Source organism: Ancylomarina subtilis, assembly GCF_004217115.1.
In the GTDB taxonomy this organism is placed as follows: domain Bacteria; phylum Bacteroidota; class Bacteroidia; order Bacteroidales; family Marinifilaceae; genus Ancylomarina; species Ancylomarina subtilis.
The window spans coordinates 2,204,656-2,218,572 of sequence record NZ_SHKN01000001.1; the positions used below are offsets into that span (position 1 = coordinate 2,204,656).

Consider the following 13,917-nt stretch of genomic DNA (forward strand, 5'->3'; position numbering starts at 1 on the left):
AGCAATCCTTATATCGATTCTAAATTAAAACGTTTCCATAAAAAATGAGTAGAAAATCAACAAAGCCCGAACTCATCCTACCTATACACACTATTCTTCTACTGTAATCAATCGTTTACCCTAGTAAACAATCATGGGTCATCGTTAATTTTCTACTCACCTCCTTTTACGTAGAGAATTTGAAAAGGTTATAACAATCTTGATTTTTTTGCAAATTTACTCGGTGATTCGTTAAATTCGTATATATTTGTCTTCGCATTGGGGGATTAGCTCAGTTGGCTAGAGCGTTTGACTGGCAGTCAAAAGGTCAGCGGTTCGATTCCGCTATTCTCCACAAAAAAGAGTTGCAAAAAGTTGCAACTCTTTTTTTTTGTGAGCATTGTCTATACTTAAAAAAGAAAATATCATTTTCTACAATAGCAGATATTACTGCAGCTGAAAATTAATTGGAACAGAAAAGGATACATTAACAGGTTTTCCTCTTTGTTTGCCTGGTATCCATTTAGGCATCTTATTAATCACTCGAATGGCTTCCTTATCAAGTGATGGATCAACGCTTCGTATAACCTTTACATTTTCGATGCCACCTTGCTTATTCACAACAAAACTAAGATACACGCGTCCTGTAATCCCATTTTCCTGAGCAATGACAGGGTATCTCACAGTGCTTGAGATCCAATTAAACAGAGCTTGATCTCCCCCGGGAAATTCAGGCATATTTTCAGCAATGACAAATATTTTTTCTTCGTCATCCTCTTCAACATCAGCCTGTACCTGAATTCGCACCTCTTCATCCATAGTTGTTCCTGAATCGACTATCTCTAGAACTTCATCTATATCCTCGTCATTATCAACTATATCAATAACATCTGCAATTCTTGGTGCCGGAGGAGGAGGTGGTGGTGGCTTAATAGGTTCTGTTGTTGTAACCGGGATGATTTCATCATCAACCTGAAGTTCCTGTACGATGTCTAATTCATCTGCTTCAGATGATTCAACACGCCACTCGAAAGCTAAAAATACTATTGCCAGAGTAAGAACTAAACCAATTTGGAGAAAAAGACCCCTTTTATTCTCCAGATCTGCCTTTTGTGTTTTCTTTACTTCCATAGTCTTGTTTTTAAGTTTCTACAAATATCTGTGCATTAAGTTAAATTTTAATATTCATAATCTGTATTTTACTGAATATAAAATTCCATAAAAAATGTTAAATCAACATTTCCATAATCCAAACTAAAAATCAAGAGCCGTAAACATTATTTCATAACACCCCACACACAATTCACACAAATCAACCTGATTCCAAATGATATAGATCAATTACAACTTGTTGATTAAATTAAAATATCGTACATTTCATAGGCATACTATTTCTATAAAAAAACAATCGTTTATGTTCAGACCTACACTGGTTTTCAACCTAGTCCCTTTAAGATATATACTTGGTGTTATTTTCACCCTATCAATAACGTCTTGTCTAAACCAGACCGGGCCCACATTAACACAAGATGAAACCAATTGGTTAAAACAAAACGAAGGGAAAATTGAGGTTTTATTTGGTTATCAGGATCCCCCAAACGCTTTCAATAATGAAGAGGGAGAATACGTCGGTTTATTGGTTGATTATCAAAAAGAGATAGAAAATCACATCGGTCAGGAATTTATTTTTCACAAATTTGATACCTGGGAAGAACTTATTGATTATTCAAAAACAGCTCAAAACTTCATCATAATTGGCTGCGCCCAAACAAATAAAAGAAAAGAATACCTTTTATTTACCAACACCATCATCAAGAAACCCTATGTTATAATCAGCCAACAAAACAATCCCCTGTCCGCCATGAGTTCACTTGGGGATAAAAATGTTTGTACCGTATCAGACTACGCCATCAATGATTATTTAGAAGAATATTATCCCAACATCACTCCCATTCAATATAGCAGCGATCTTGAATGCATACGTGCTGTATCAACGGGTATTTGCGATGCAATGATTGCCAATCAGATGTCTGCGACCCATATTATAAACTCAGAAGCCATTAGTAATCTCAAAATATCCGGCGAAAGCGGTTATTTAAACAGACTTGCTGTTGCTGTATCGAATCATGATCCAATTTTATTTAAAATTGTAGATAAAGTTATTGATAACATTCCACAAAGCAGACAGAATGAACTCTATAAAAAGTGGATCGATCCGGAATCTAACTTTCTGTCAAAAAAAACGTGGCTTGCTATTCTGACTATAGTATTAATCTTTGTGGCGTCACTGATAATTCTTTGGTTATGGCTTATTAGCCTGAGAAAACAAGTTGCAAGACAAACCCAAACTATCAAAAAGAATGAAGAGCACCTACGCATTACCATAAACTCTATTGGTGATGGCTTAATTGTGACAGACGTTAGGGGAAAAATTACAAAAATGAATCCTGTTGCTGAAAAGTTAACCGGATGGCAATACAAGGATGCAAAACAAAAAGACCTTGCAGATATCTTCCGAATTGTTAATTCAAAAACCAGAGAAGCGATTGAGGATCCCTTCAAAAAAATCATAAGGAGCAAACAAGTTATTGGTTTAGACAATCACACTGTACTGATATCAAAAGATGGTGAAGAATTCCAAATCGCTGATTCGGGAGCTCCTATCACCGATCAAGAAGGTCATGTATCCGGAGTTGTTCTCGTGTTCAGAGATATCACAGATACGTATAGATTACAGAAAACCCTGGAAGAAAATGAAAATAGGTATCGATCTTTAATCGAGAATTCCCATGATGGCATCTTTATTTTCTACAACAACAAGTTTGAGTTTGTAAATAAACGATTCGAGCAAATCATGGAATATTCGGCTGAAGAAATCGATAAGATCAATTTTGATGCGATGATTTCCCCGGAGAGTCTGGACATGATATACAATCGCCTGAAAGAAAAAGACAAGAACAAATTATCTTCAAAATTTGAATTTACCGGAATTGCAAAATCAGGACGAAAACTTCCCCTGGAAGTTTCAGTAAGTTACATCCCCTACAAAGACGGCGTTGCAAGTCAAGGCATCATTAGAGACATTACCCAACGTAAGAGATACGAAGCTGAATTAATTAAAGCTAAAGAGAACGCAGAAGAAAGTGACAGATTAAAATCCGTTTTCCTGGCAACCATGTCTCATGAATTGAGAACACCTCTTAATGCCGTTATTGGTTTTTCAGAATTGATTCAACCCAATGTTCCCTTGGACGACATTCTTCATTTCAGCAAAATAATCAGCATGAGTGGAAAACACCTACTTGGCGTTATTGAGGATATTTTTGATATATCACTTATTGAAACAGGAGATGTTCAAATTGAATCAGCACCATTCAATATATCATCCCTCTTAAATGAAGTTTACGAATTAATCAAAAATGAAAGAGTCTTACAAGATAAAGAACACATTGATCTGATCCTGGATAATTCCCTGAAAGATTTAGACCGCATTCTGTACTCCGATCAGAAGCGAATCAAACAGATTTTAATAAACCTTTTGAAAAACGCTATCAAATTTACCAATAAGGGGCATATAAACTTCGGCTGTAGATTATACGAAAAGAACCATGAAAAATTCATCCTTTTCTTTGTAAAAGATACTGGAATTGGAATTCCTCAACATATGCAAAATTTAATCTTTGAAGTATTCCGTCAAGCGGATGAGACACATACAAGAATATATGGTGGTACAGGCCTTGGCTTAACCATTTGTAAAAAATTGACCTGTATGATGAAGGGCGATATATGGGTCGAATCCGAACAAGGACAAGGGGCAAATTTTCACTTCACAATTCCTTTCAAAAACACATCCGAAGAACTACCTCAACAATCTGATAGTTATTCTGAGTTCAGCTTCGACAATGCGACCGTTCTTATTGCTGAAGATGACAAAACGAGTTTCTCATTCCTAAAGGCACTTCTTAGTCAGAAAGGAATGACATGCATTTGGGTGAAAAATGGTCGTGAAGCGGTTAAATATTGTACTGAAGATAATCCTATTGATTTACTTCTTATGGACATTAATATGCCTGAGATGAATGGCTATATTGCAACGAGTCAAATCAAAACGATTCGCCCTAAACTTCCTATTATTGCACAGACAGCCTATGCTATTGAAGGCGATAAAGAAAACATACTAGCTGCAGGTTGCGATTATTATATTTCAAAACCAATAGATAAAAACGAACTCTTCGAAAAAATTCGTTTGTGTTTAGAAAAGAATCAAATAATGGTTAAGGATAATAGTCAATAATACTGATATACAGAGATATGCATAAAATACCTTCCTCTGATTTTCTCAACAAAAAACAGATTGAAGACAATTTTTGTTTTTTTTTATTAGTTTTGAGGCCGTATGTTACAATAAGATAGCAATAGAATATTCAAAATTACTATTGTTTTTTCTAAGGAAAATAATAACTACTCTGCAACCAAAATCCCAATTTCAGATTTTATCTGCCCACCTGCGGATGATAATTGAACACCGTCTAAAGTCATAAAACAAAATAACCTCTCATTTGAGTTTTTTAATTTAACTCAATTTGAGCTTAGTGGAATCTAATTATACTTAAACACATTATGGGAATAAAAGGTCGATTGACATTGTTAAACTTCCTTCAGTTTTTTATCTGGGGAGCTTGGTTAATAACAATTGCTAACTATTGGTTTGGAAATAAAGGCTGGTCGCCACAAGAATTTGGAGCTGTATTCTCTACATTAGGGATTTCATCACTGTTTATGCCAACCCTAACCGGGATTATTGCAGACAGGTGGATAAATGCAGAAAGATTATATGGCATTCTTCATTTATTGGGTGGTGTTGCCTTGTTGTACTTGCCGCAAATCGATAATCCAACTCTATTTATTACTGTGATATTATTGGCAATGATTTGTTATATGCCAACTATCGCCTTAATGAATTCCATCTCGTACACGGTTCTTAAAAACAACAATTACGATGTAATTAAGGTATTTCCACCTATTCGCGTATGGGGTACAATAGGATTTATTGCTGCTATGTGGGTAACTAACTTATCTGGATCAAAAGCTACGGCAAACCAATTTTACATTGCTGCTGTCGCTTCCTTTGTACTTGCTGTTTACTCGTTTACCATGCCTCAATGTAAACCTCAAAACAAAGGTCAAAAAGGAGCTACTTTAACTGAAATATTGGGATTGAATGCATTCAAATTATTTAAGAACTATAAGATGGCCTTATTTTTCATTTTTTCAATGTTCTTAGGCGCAGCACTTCAGTTAACAAATATGTATGGCGATAGATTTTTATCTGAATTTGAGAAAGTTCCTCAATATGCAGATTCTTTCGTAGTGAAATACTCGACCATTATCATGTCGATTTCTCAGGTTTCTGAAACACTTTTCATCCTGGCAATTCCATTCTTCCTAAAGAAATTCGGTATCAAAAAAGTAATGTTAATAAGTATGGTCGCCTGGGTACTTCGTTTCGGTTTATTCGCATATGGTGATCCTGAAGGTGGACTTTGGATGATTATCCTATCTTGTATTATTTACGGAATGGCATTCGATTTCTTTAATGTATCCGGTTCGCTTTTCGTAGAAACTCAATGCGACTCAAATGTCAGATCAAGTGCGCAAGGTTTATTTATGATGATGACCAATGGCTTTGGTGCCATTTTAGGATCATGGTTAAGTGGTGTTATCATTGGAGCATTCTTTACTAGCAGCAAGGGAGATTTTATTTGGATGGATATCTGGAATACTTTCGCCATCTATTCGGTCGTGATTGCTATATTCTTTGCAATTCTGTTTAAACACAAGCATAACCCTGAAGTAATAGGAAAAGTAAGCCATTAATAAAAAAGGAGCTTACAACGACTCCCTCTAACGACTAAATTAAAAAACCTGAAAGATTGAACTTGACCCGTTCATATTCTTTCAGGTTTATTTTTTATTAAATCTTGAAATCAAGAACCTAGCGTCTTTTCAATTCATCTCTCAATTGTGAAGCCTTTTCGTAATTTTCATTCCGGACTGCGTCTTCAAGCATCTCTTCCAACTGAGCTTTTGAGTACCCTTCAAACGGATTCGATTTACGATATTCTTGAGATGATTTAACATCCTTAACCGGTGCGATCTTAGAATCGTCAGATTCTCCTTCGATACTAAGCGTTATCCCCGCCTTTTCAATAATTTCTTCACTGGTATAAATGGGACATTTAAATCGGAGAGCTATAGCGACTGCATCTGAAGTTCTTGAATCAATTCGGACTCTGTTATTACCGCTCACACATATCAACTCTGAGTAAAAAATACCCTCATGCAGACGATAAATATTCACTTCAACAATATTGATTGAGAAAGCGATAGCAAAACTCTTAAACAGGTCATGTGTTAAAGGACGAGGCGGCTCTAATTCCTCTAACTGAATGGCAATAGCCTGAGCTTCTACTCCACCTATAATAATAGGTATCCTCCTATCACCACCTTCTTCTGCAAGGACCAAGGCATAAGCCCCAGTCTGCGTTTGACTGTACGATAATCCAAGAATATTTAATTTAACTTTCCCCATATGTCAATACTAATTTCAAAATATACTCTACAATTGTCAAATATATATTTGAAAATTAAACTCAGGATTCGACTCATCCAACTTAATACAAATACTTTAAAGTATTTATAAAACAATCATATTAACAAATATATAAATTGTTTGATAAGTTTAGCAGTTCTAATTAGAAACTCTGTTAACTGATGAATTATCGATGTATAAATTATCTCAATTCAAGAAAAGTATCGTAAAATAAGCCCTGCTTTATTTATCTACATGCAGCAATTTACTAAATTAAAACTTAAACTCAGCCTCGTGTGCTTTTTGTATCAAAAATATCATCTGAAAATATAAAAAAAATAGAGCTTGGAGTCCAAACTTGAGATAAGGGATAAATAACTGAGTTATTTTCTCTTAGATGGAATTACAATTCAGGTGTTTTTTTTTCTTAAAACTTTGTTTATCAATTATTGTTTTCTATTTTTGCAGTCCGAAAACATTTCCCTTGGGGGTTCAAAAAGAGGCTTGTTTTAAATGTATTAAAACACCCACCTTCAGGAATAAACCGAAAATTGTAGAATAATGTACGCAATTGTAGAAATCGCTGGTCAGCAATTCAAAGTTGAGAAAGACCAAAAGATTTTTGTTCACAGACTTCAAACTGAAGAAGGTGGACAAGTAGAATTCGCCAAAGTTCTTTTGTTAGACAAAGATGGTGAAGTTGTAGTTGGAGCTCCAACTATTGAAGGTGCTAAAGTAAGCGCTAAAGTAATCTCTCATATGAGAGCTGATAAGGTAAGAGTATTCAAAAAGAAAAGAAGAAAAGGATACAGAAAACTGAACGGTCACCGTCAGAACCTATCTCATATTCAGATTGAAGAAATCTTTGCTTAATACTTAAAAATATCTAAAAATGGCACATAAAAAAGGAGCCGGTAGTTCACGAAACGGTAGAGAATCCGAAAGTAAGCGATTAGGCGTAAAAATTTATGGCGGACAAGTTGCCAAGGCAGGTAGCATTTTAGTACGTCAAAGAGGAACAACTCACAATCCAGGTGAGCACGTAGGTTGTGGTAAAGATCACACTTTATTTGCATTAGTTGCTGGAACAGTGGTATTCAAAAAGAAAAGAAACAACAAATCATACGTTTCTATTGAGCCTCTTGCTGAATAAATCATTTAGCATTTAAAATATTTAAATCTCCTCTCTTTATTTCATGTAAAGACAGGAGATTTTTTTATTTTTACCACTCGTTAGTAAAGCGTCCATATGTACTCATTCCGAGTTCTGTATGACACACGAATAATCATCTTCAATTGATATCACATGCTAAGTCTAAAATACTTACAAGAGAATAAGGAAGAAGCCATCAAGGCTTTAAGCATAAAGAATTTCGATGCCACTCAAATTATTGATCAGGTTATTGAACTAGATGAAAAAAGAAAATCAACTCAAGCTAAGTTGGATAGTACTCAAGCTGAAATGAATAGTCTTTCAAAAGAGATTGGTCTGCTATTTAAATCAGGAAAAGTAGAAGAGGCTAATTCTGCAAAAGCTAAAACGGGTGAACTTAAAGAATCCATTTCAGAGTTAAACACTGAAATGAATTCAGCGATTTCTGACTTGAATGATTTACTTCTTAAAATTCCTAACATTCCTCACCCGTCGGTTCCGGCTGGTAAAGGCGAAGAAGAAAATGTGATTGAAAGAACTGAAGGTGAAATGCCAAACTTATACGAAGGGGCTATCCCTCACTGGGAATTGGCAAAGAAATACAACATCATCGATTTTGAGTTGGGAAATAAAATCACCGGAGCTGGTTTCCCTCTATACAGAGGCAAAGGAGCAATTTTCCAAAGAGCTCTTATCAACTTTTTCCTTGACGAGAATCGCAAAGCAGGATACGAAGAAGTGATTCCTCCATTGATGGTCAATGAAGCTTCAGGATATGGCACAGGACAACTTCCTGATAAGGATGGACAGATGTATCATGCAACAGAAGATAACTTGTATTTGATTCCAACTGCCGAGGTTCCTGTAACTAATATTTACCGTGATGTGATTTTGAAAGCTGAAGATTTCCCAATTAAAAACACAGCTTACTCGGCTTGTTTCCGTCGTGAGGCGGGTTCATATGGTAAAGACGTTCGTGGACTTAACCGTCTTCACCAATTCGACAAAGTTGAAATTGTTCAGTTACAGCACCCTGATAAATCATACGAAGCACTTGATCAAATGGTTGCTCACGTTGAAAGCATCATCAAGAAATTGGAATTACCATACCGTCTGCTTCGTTTATGTGGTGGCGATACCAGCTTCACATCTGCACTAACATTCGATTTTGAGGTATACTCTGCTGCTCAGGATAAATGGCTTGAGGTAAGTTCTGTATCAAACTTTGAATCCTATCAGGCCAATCGCTTGAAACTACGTTTTAAAGAAAAGAATGAGAAAAAGACTCAATTAGCTCACACCTTAAATGGTAGTGCCTTGGCTTTACCAAGAATTGTTGCTGCCTTATTGGAAAATAACCAATGCGCAGAAGGGATTAGAATTCCTAAGGCATTGATTCCTTACACAGGTTTCGATATGATTGACTAAATCACGATTCAAACAATTGAATTTGACATACCTATTCAAAACCCGAGGGATTTCTCTCGGGTTTTTATATTTTTGAATAAGTATTGATTAATAATTCTCATTATCAACCACTTTTAATTTAATCGTTTGAAAAAGCTTTTATTAATTCTCATCGTTTTAGGTCTGTTTATTCCTTCTTTGGCTTTTGCACAGAAAACAAACAGTCAATTGGCCTATCGATATTTCCGCGATAAAGAATACGAAGCCGCTGCTGAGATTTTTAATGAGCTCTACCAAACCTCCAAATCAAAATCATATTTTTCTTACTATATAACCTGTTTGCTTAAACTTGAAAACTATTCTCAAGCTGAAAAAGCAACAAAAAAAGAAATCCGTAAATATCCCGACGATAGAGTTTTCCAAATTGAATTGGGACATATCTACAAAATATCCGGGGCAGTTAAAAAAGCCGACAAACAATTCAATAAAACCATTGACAATATCATTCCTAACAAAAGGGAATTTATTACGGTTGCAAATGCTTTAAGAGGCAAAGGTGAGCACGAACTTGCAATCCAAACATATGAAAAAGGGCGGCAAATTCTTAAACAAAAAGACTTGTTTCATTTTGAGATTGCAAATATACTGTTGTTTCAACGCAATTTTAAACTCATGTTGAATGAATACATGCTTGCCTTATCAGTACAGCCTGAAAAACTTCAACAAATTCAAAGTCAATTACAATCGGCTCTCTCACAAAATATTAATTCTGAATTGGATCAGCTTTTAAGATCCAAATTGATCAATCAGGTTCAGAATACTGACAACAATCTTGTATACAAAGAGCTGTTACTCTGGTATTATACCCATAAAAAAGAATTTACACTCGCATTCTCACTTGCACAATCCATCGATCTTATTAAAAATAATGGTGGCGAAAAACTGATATTCCTTGCCAAAGCGGCTAGCAATAACGGGGATTATTTGACAGCTCAAACTTGTTTCAAACAAATTATTGAAAAGGGAAAAGAATCAAAATTTTACAATGCAGCACGTATTGGTGAATTGGAAAGTATTCATCTAAGGCTTGAAAACAAATCTGATTCTAAAAATGAAGAGTGGCAAACCTTATCAGTAAAATACGCAAACTACTTCAAAGATCTGCCCAATATCAATCAATCCGTTTATAGTTTGATTCGATTTGCAAACCTGAGCGCATTTAAACTAAAGGAAATTAAGAAAGCTTCAGAAATGCTGGAAACAGCATTAAAAAATCGAAATATCCGTCAGCTCGATAAAGCTACAATCAAACTTGAATTGGCTGATATAAAATTGCTCGACAATAGAAAATGGGATGCGATACTTCTTTACTCACAGATTGAGCAGACCAACAAAAACAACCCAATTGGCTACGAGGCCAAACTTAAAAAAGCCAAAGTTTCCTATTATTTGGGAGAGTTCGATTGGGCAAAGGCACAACTGGATGTTTTAAAAGGAAGCACATCAAAACTTATTGCCAATGATGCATTAAATCTGTCACAACTGATTAGTGATAACACCAGCCTAGACTCAACTTATTCTGCAATGAAATACTTTGCTGAGGCTGATTTCCTCATTTTTCAATCAGAAACTGATTCCGCAAAAATGAAACTTAATAAGTTCTTCAAGACATTTCCAGGACACAGTTTAAGCGACGAAGTGTATTATAAACTATACGAAATATACAATTCGCAGCAATCCTACAATGAGGCGATTGATGAACTTGAACTTATTATTAAAAATCACCCCTACGAGAATCTTGCAGCAAAAGCGCTATTTAAACAAGCTGAACTTTTTAACTTGCAAAATAGAATAAAAGAGAGTAGCGAGAATTATAAAAAAATAATTGTAGATTACCCAGAAAGCATCTACTCTGTTGAAGCTCGTGAACGATACAACAGCATCAGAGAGTCAAATTCAAAATAAACCGATCAACTTATTTCAGATTATATAAAATCAATTAAAATGATTATTTACAACACAAGCTATATACTACATAGCACTATTGAAAACGATTTTTGCAAATGGATGAAGGACAAATTCATTCCATTGATTCAAGAAACAGGAACTTTTTCTCAGGACTATTTCTGCAAAGTAATGGTTCAACAAGAAGATGGCAGCCAAACATATTCTTTACAGCTTTTTTTCAAAAACAAAGCTCAACTCGATAAATATCGTAACGATTTTGAACCCAGATGTAAATCCATTTTTACAGCAAAATATCAAACAAATATCATGACATTTTCATCAACCATGTTTGAACATGGTGAAAATCACTAGTGAATCGTAAAAAAAGATCATATCCCAATTCAAAACTTAAATTTTGAAGAAGCAAACTCAAGCCTACATCTTCGCCCTTTCTGCAATTTTATCCTGGTCAACCGTTGCCACAGCGTTTAAAATTGCCCTTGAGGGAATGGAATATATCCAACTGTTGGCTATTTCATCATCTGTTGCGATGATCTTTTTTGCCATACTCCTTACTTTAAAAGGAGAAATTAAATTGATTTTGAGAACGCCTAAATCAGATGTCTTTCGCTCTGCTCTTTTGGGCTTTCTCAATCCATTTTTATATTACCTGATATTATTAAAAGCCTATTCCCTGCTATCTGCTCAATTAGCCCTTAGCTTAAACTATATCTGGCCAATTACTTTGGTATTATTATCCATCCCCCTTCTGAAACAGAAAATTGGATTAAAAAGCATAGCATGTATTATCCTCAGTTTCATTGGAGTCATTATTATAGCGAATAAAGGTTCGGTTACGGGTATTGCAACACCTAACTTATTGGGTGTCTTTTTAGCATTAGGCAGTTCAATTATTTGGGCTTTATTTTGGATTTTCAACACGAAAGATCATCGTCAGGATCTTCACAAGCTTTTCTTAAATTTTACGTTTGGTGCTATTTATAGCCTTACAACTTTGGTAATCCTGGGGGAATTAAATCTACCTGAATTCAAAAGTTTGGGGGCTGCCATTTATATTGGATTGATTGAATGTGGCATAGCCTATATTTTTTGGTTAAAAGCGATGACGCTTACCACAAGTACCGATAAAATTGGGAATTTGGTTTTCCTAAGCCCTTTTATTTCCCTTTTCCTGATTCACCTTTTTATCGGAGAAACTATATATCTTAGCACTTGGATTGGTCTTTCAATCATTGTTACAGGCATACTTCTTCAAAAAATTACGACTAAAAATAAAAGATTTGAGCAACGATAGAATCATTATGGGAATTGACCCTGGCACAAACTGCATGGGCTACGCTTTACTCAAAGTCATTGGGAAGAAACCTGTCATCCTAGTTTCGGGTGTTTTAGATTTAAAAAAGCTCGGTGATCCCTATTTGAAACTCCAGCGCATTTTTAAACGTACACTTCAGGTGATTGACGAATATCAGCCTGATGAACTGGCCATTGAATCCCAATTTTTTGGTAAGAATGTGCAATCAATGCTAAAACTTGGACGTGCTCAAGGCGTTTGTATTGCGGCCGCATTGCAGCGTGATATTCCCATTTCGGAATATGCCCCGAGAAAGATAAAACTGGCGGTTACGGGTACTGGAACAGCCTCAAAAGAACAAATGGCAACCATCATGGAGCGCTATTTTAATATTCCGAACTTCCCAACCAGTGCCGATGAAACCGATGCCATAGCAATTGCTCTCTGTCATTTTTTTCAGTCGAATCCTCTTTTGGGTGCTAAAAAAACAAGTTCATGGACCGATTTTATTAAGCAAAATCCTGAAAGAGTTAAGTGATTTTGACGCAAAAAAATAGCCGCAGATTTGCGGCTATATATCTTAAATCATATCGATTTCTCTATTCAAAATTGGCACGGATTTTCTCAGCAACCTCGGCAAGTTCTTCCTGCGAAGGGCTTAATTTTGGATTTGAAAAATTCAGATCACCAATGGCATTTAACGGAATCAAATGCACATGTGTATGTGGCACTTCAAGACCAATCACTGCAACACCAATTCGTTTGCATGTGATTGATTTCTCAACTGCTTTTGCCACACGTTTGGCAAATACATTCAAACCAGCTAAAACCTCATCCTCCAAGTCGAATATATAATCCACTTCAGCCTTAGGAATCACAAGAGTGTGTCCCATAGCCAATGGACTGATATCCAAGAATGCAAAGTACTGATCATCTTCAGCGATCTTATGGCAAGGAATCTCACCATTTACGATCTTTGTGAAAATTGTTGACATAGCTCTTAATTTTAGATTAATCAGAAATTGAATCTCAATTACATGGAGATATCAATAATTTCGAATGGTATCACACCATTAGGTACAGTAACTTCGACAACATCACCGATTACCTTACCAATTAAGCCTTTAGCAATCGGAGTATTTATTGATAATTTCCCATTCTTAAAATCAGCTTCAGTTTCTGAAACCAAAGTATAGGTCATCACAGCACCATTTTTCTTGTTCTTAATGGTCACCTTGTTCAACATCTGAACTTTTGATGTATCAATTTTACTCTCGTCAATGACACGACTATTAATTACAATCTCTTTCAACTGAGCAATTTTAGCTTCCAACAAGCCCTGCGCTTCCTTAGCAGCATCATACTCTGCATTTTCTGACAAATCGCCTTTGTCAATAGCCTCGCCGATTTGTCTTGATATACTTGGACGCTCTACGGTCTCTAAGTGTTCTAACTCAGCTTTTAATTTTCTAAGTCCTTCTTCAGTTATGTATGAATATTTAGACATAAATCCTCCTATTTTTC

General features: G+C 35.5%; 13 protein-coding genes and 1 tRNA gene. 10 read left to right on the forward strand and 4 right to left on the reverse strand.

Annotated elements, in window-relative coordinates:
* The first annotated feature begins 260 nt into the window (after positions 1 to 260).
* Positions 261 to 334: transfer RNA gene (locus tag EV201_RS08960), tRNA-Ala, on the forward strand.
* Between the two features lie 92 nt (positions 335 to 426).
* On the opposite strand, the gene EV201_RS08965 is transcribed toward EV201_RS08960, so the two are convergent.
* Positions 427 to 1,110, reverse strand: coding sequence for an energy transducer TonB (locus EV201_RS08965; RefSeq protein ID WP_130307245.1), 684 nt, complete (start codon positions 1,108 to 1,110; stop codon positions 427 to 429).
* Between the two features lie 283 nt (positions 1,111 to 1,393).
* Between EV201_RS08965 and EV201_RS08970 the strand changes: the two genes are divergently transcribed.
* Both EV201_RS08970 and EV201_RS08975 read left to right on the forward strand, forming a co-directional pair.
* Complete coding sequence (locus EV201_RS08970) at positions 1,394 to 4,273, forward strand: PAS domain S-box protein (protein WP_130307246.1); 2,880 nt, start codon at positions 1,394 to 1,396, stop codon at positions 4,271 to 4,273.
* Between the two features lie 326 nt (positions 4,274 to 4,599).
* A complete protein-coding gene (locus EV201_RS08975; RefSeq protein WP_130307247.1) occupies positions 4,600 to 5,856 on the forward strand; it encodes a nucleoside permease in 1,257 nt (418 codons plus the stop codon).
* A 118-nt stretch (positions 5,857 to 5,974) separates the two neighbouring features.
* On the opposite strand, the gene EV201_RS08980 is transcribed toward EV201_RS08975, so the two are convergent.
* Entirely contained in the window at positions 5,975 to 6,571 is a 597-nt protein-coding gene (locus tag EV201_RS08980) for a bifunctional nuclease family protein (protein ID WP_130307248.1), read from the reverse strand.
* 561 nt (positions 6,572 to 7,132) lie between these two features.
* Here EV201_RS08980 and rplU point away from each other — a divergent pair.
* The 7 genes from rplU to ruvC all read left to right on the forward strand — a co-directional run bounded on the left by rplU (position 7,133) and on the right by ruvC (position 12,931).
* On the forward strand, positions 7,133 to 7,444 hold the full coding sequence (gene rplU / locus EV201_RS08985; protein WP_129252601.1) for a 50S ribosomal protein L21: 312 nt from the start codon (positions 7,133 to 7,135) through the stop codon (positions 7,442 to 7,444).
* Between the two features lie 19 nt (positions 7,445 to 7,463).
* Positions 7,464 to 7,724 (forward strand): 50S ribosomal protein L27, encoded by a 261-nt coding sequence (gene rpmA, locus EV201_RS08990; RefSeq protein WP_129252600.1) that lies wholly within the window; start codon positions 7,464 to 7,466, stop codon positions 7,722 to 7,724.
* A gap of 153 nt (positions 7,725 to 7,877) precedes the next feature.
* Positions 7,878 to 9,152 (forward strand): serine--tRNA ligase, encoded by a 1,275-nt coding sequence (gene serS, locus EV201_RS08995; RefSeq protein ID WP_130307249.1) that lies wholly within the window; start codon positions 7,878 to 7,880, stop codon positions 9,150 to 9,152.
* Between the two features lie 126 nt (positions 9,153 to 9,278).
* Positions 9,279 to 11,096, forward strand: a complete 1,818-nt coding sequence (locus EV201_RS09000) for a tetratricopeptide repeat protein (RefSeq protein WP_130307250.1) — start codon at positions 9,279 to 9,281, stop codon at positions 11,094 to 11,096.
* A 39-nt stretch (positions 11,097 to 11,135) separates the two neighbouring features.
* A complete protein-coding gene (locus tag EV201_RS09005; protein WP_130307251.1) occupies positions 11,136 to 11,450 on the forward strand; it encodes a DUF4286 family protein in 315 nt (104 codons plus the stop codon).
* A gap of 43 nt (positions 11,451 to 11,493) precedes the next feature.
* A complete protein-coding gene (locus tag EV201_RS09010; protein ID WP_130307252.1) occupies positions 11,494 to 12,393 on the forward strand; it encodes a DMT family transporter in 900 nt (299 codons plus the stop codon).
* Positions 12,380 to 12,931, forward strand: a complete 552-nt coding sequence (ruvC, locus tag EV201_RS09015; RefSeq protein WP_242610468.1) for a crossover junction endodeoxyribonuclease RuvC — start codon at positions 12,380 to 12,382, stop codon at positions 12,929 to 12,931. The genes EV201_RS09010 and ruvC overlap by 14 nt, the downstream gene beginning before the upstream one ends.
* Before the next feature lie 61 nt (positions 12,932 to 12,992).
* Here the strand turns inward: ruvC and EV201_RS09020 are convergent, their stop codons facing one another.
* Both EV201_RS09020 and greA read right to left on the reverse strand, forming a co-directional pair.
* A complete protein-coding gene (locus EV201_RS09020; RefSeq protein ID WP_130307253.1) occupies positions 12,993 to 13,388 on the reverse strand; it encodes an HIT family protein in 396 nt (131 codons plus the stop codon).
* Positions 13,389 to 13,426: 38 nt separating this feature from the next.
* Entirely contained in the window at positions 13,427 to 13,900 is a 474-nt protein-coding gene (greA, locus tag EV201_RS09025) for a transcription elongation factor GreA (RefSeq protein WP_130307254.1), read from the reverse strand.
* Between the last annotated feature and the right edge of the window lie 17 nt (positions 13,901 to 13,917).